The sequence below is a fragment of the Candidatus Parvarchaeota archaeon genome (assembly GCA_016866895.1).
Taxonomy (GTDB): domain Archaea; phylum Micrarchaeota; class Micrarchaeia; order Anstonellales; family VGKX01; genus VGKX01.
Window position 1 is genome coordinate 1 of the sequence record VGKX01000191.1, and the last position, 1,807, is coordinate 1,807.

A 1,807-nucleotide genomic window follows, 5' to 3' on the forward strand; every position below is an offset into this window, starting at 1 on the left:
TTAAAGCAAAGGAAGCTGCTGCATGGCGGAAGCGTGCCTGAAATCAGAGGCATCCTTTCCACAAGGACGCGCTTCCACAACAAGAAAGCGGAATACCTTGTGCTGGCAAGGGAAAAGTTTTCGCCGAACGGGTTCGCAGAACTGGTGGCTGCAACACACAACGGAAGCGAAAAGGAAGCGCGAGCCGCCCTTTTGAAGTTGGTGAAGGGCATTGGCTGGAAGGAGGCGAGCCATTACCTGCGGAATGTTGGAAGGGGAAAAACGATTGCCATACTTGACAGGCATATCCTGAAGAATTTGGTGAAGCACGGCGCCATCCCTTCACTGCCAAAATCGCTGACAGCAAAGCGCTACCTGGAAATAGAGGAGAAAATGGAAAAATTCTGTCAAAAAATAGGCATCCCGCCTGCGCACCTTGACCTCCTTTTCTGGGCCGAAGAAACTGGCAGGGTTTTCAAATAGAAACTGACACGACTTGTCGCTCTTAGGCACAAGCTATAAAAAGCCAATTACTCATATTTAGTCCTCATTCTAAGAGGTGGGAGAATGGCAGAAGAATGGCACCCGAGAGGGCACATGTTGGAAGAAAACGCTCCAATGAAAAAAAGCACCAAAATAACTATACTGAGCGTTATTGCAGGAGCGGTGCTTGTCATAGGTGGATACTACTTATACCAAAACAAAGTTGAAAACGACAATATTGCTGCCAGAGCGGCACAGATAACCCTCGCTGTCCCAGAATTGACTGGAGACGCTGCTCGTTCTGTCGCTGCATTGGCGATCCAGAACAAACTTAGTGACAAGGCAGTAAAGGAAATAAAACTCGCTTTGGACAGTTCAGAAGCTGCAGCAAACTTAGGCTTGACAGTCAAGGATGTGATAGCTGTAGCCGTAGCAAATGAACAGCACCTTACGCTTGGCCCAAGCAGAAATTCGGAGGGCGCGCCTGCGGTTGAATTTAAAGGTGACAGCACTCGCCCAGCCACTATGAGGCAGGCAACAGCATTGACACTAGTGCACATGACAAGCCCTGAAACCAGAGCAGAACTAAAGGGAGTCAAGCTTGAACCGGTGTTGCCAGACACTACAGTTAAGGTTGACACAACGAAGAAACCGAAGGAAACTAAAAAACCGAAGACAACGAAGAAATCGGCAAAACCCACGAGCTTCAATGGCACAGGATTTGACAAGACGTTTGCAATCGGGGCAAGGCCGACATATAAGCAGCCCGTATTGCAAAGGCAGGTTTTCAGGCCAGCAATGCGCAGTTAGTTTCTTTCTTTTTTCCTTCTTTTTCCCCTTTTCTTCTCCGAGTAGGCAGCCTTAAATACCTCCTTGCCAGGAAATTAACAATCGTTAACAACTTGAGCCAAGGTGATTTTACATGCTGCCCTGCGCGGACGTGCATTGGAAGCTTCTGCCTGCCATTTGCCGAGAGCTTGCCCTTGACATGGGGAAGGAGGGGATGGCGCAAAGCAAGATTGCTGTCACCCTTGGCACCACTTCGGCCGCCATCTCGCAGTATGTTTCTGGAAAACGTGGCGGCATGAAGCTTGATTCGAAGTCATCTGCTGCCTGCAGGAAGCTTGCGAAGAAAATAGCAGGAGGCAAGGTGAAAGGGCAGGAACTGGATTTCGAGGTTGCGAAGATACTCGTGATTGCGAAGAAGTCAAACATGGGCAAGAAGGACCCGTGCGTGGTCTGCATGTCGGGTTCCCACCACTCGTGATTGTGTTTGAGGGAGATTGGATGGATTTGCTTGAAGTGAAAGGATTGAAGGCATACGCTGAAGACAAGGAGATAGTCA

Annotated in this window: 3 protein-coding genes; all 3 read left to right on the top strand. The window is 49.1% G+C overall.

Going from position 1 to position 1,807, the window contains the following annotated elements:
- Nucleotides 1-33 precede the first annotated feature (33 nt).
- The 3 genes from FJZ26_05790 to FJZ26_05800 all read left to right on the top strand — a co-directional run bounded on the left by FJZ26_05790 (nucleotide 34) and on the right by FJZ26_05800 (nucleotide 1,729).
- Nucleotides 34-462: a hypothetical protein gene (locus tag FJZ26_05790; protein ID MBM3229920.1), complete on the top strand. Its 429-nt coding sequence runs from the start codon at nucleotides 34-36 to the stop codon at nucleotides 460-462.
- An 84-nt stretch (nucleotides 463-546) separates the two neighbouring features.
- Nucleotides 547-1,272, top strand: coding sequence for a hypothetical protein (locus FJZ26_05795; GenBank protein ID MBM3229921.1), 726 nt, complete (start codon nucleotides 547-549; stop codon nucleotides 1,270-1,272).
- Nucleotides 1,273-1,384: 112 nt separating this feature from the next.
- A complete protein-coding gene (locus FJZ26_05800) occupies nucleotides 1,385-1,729 on the top strand; it encodes a hypothetical protein (GenBank protein MBM3229922.1) in 345 nt (114 codons plus the stop codon).
- Nucleotides 1,730-1,807 lie beyond the last annotated feature (78 nt).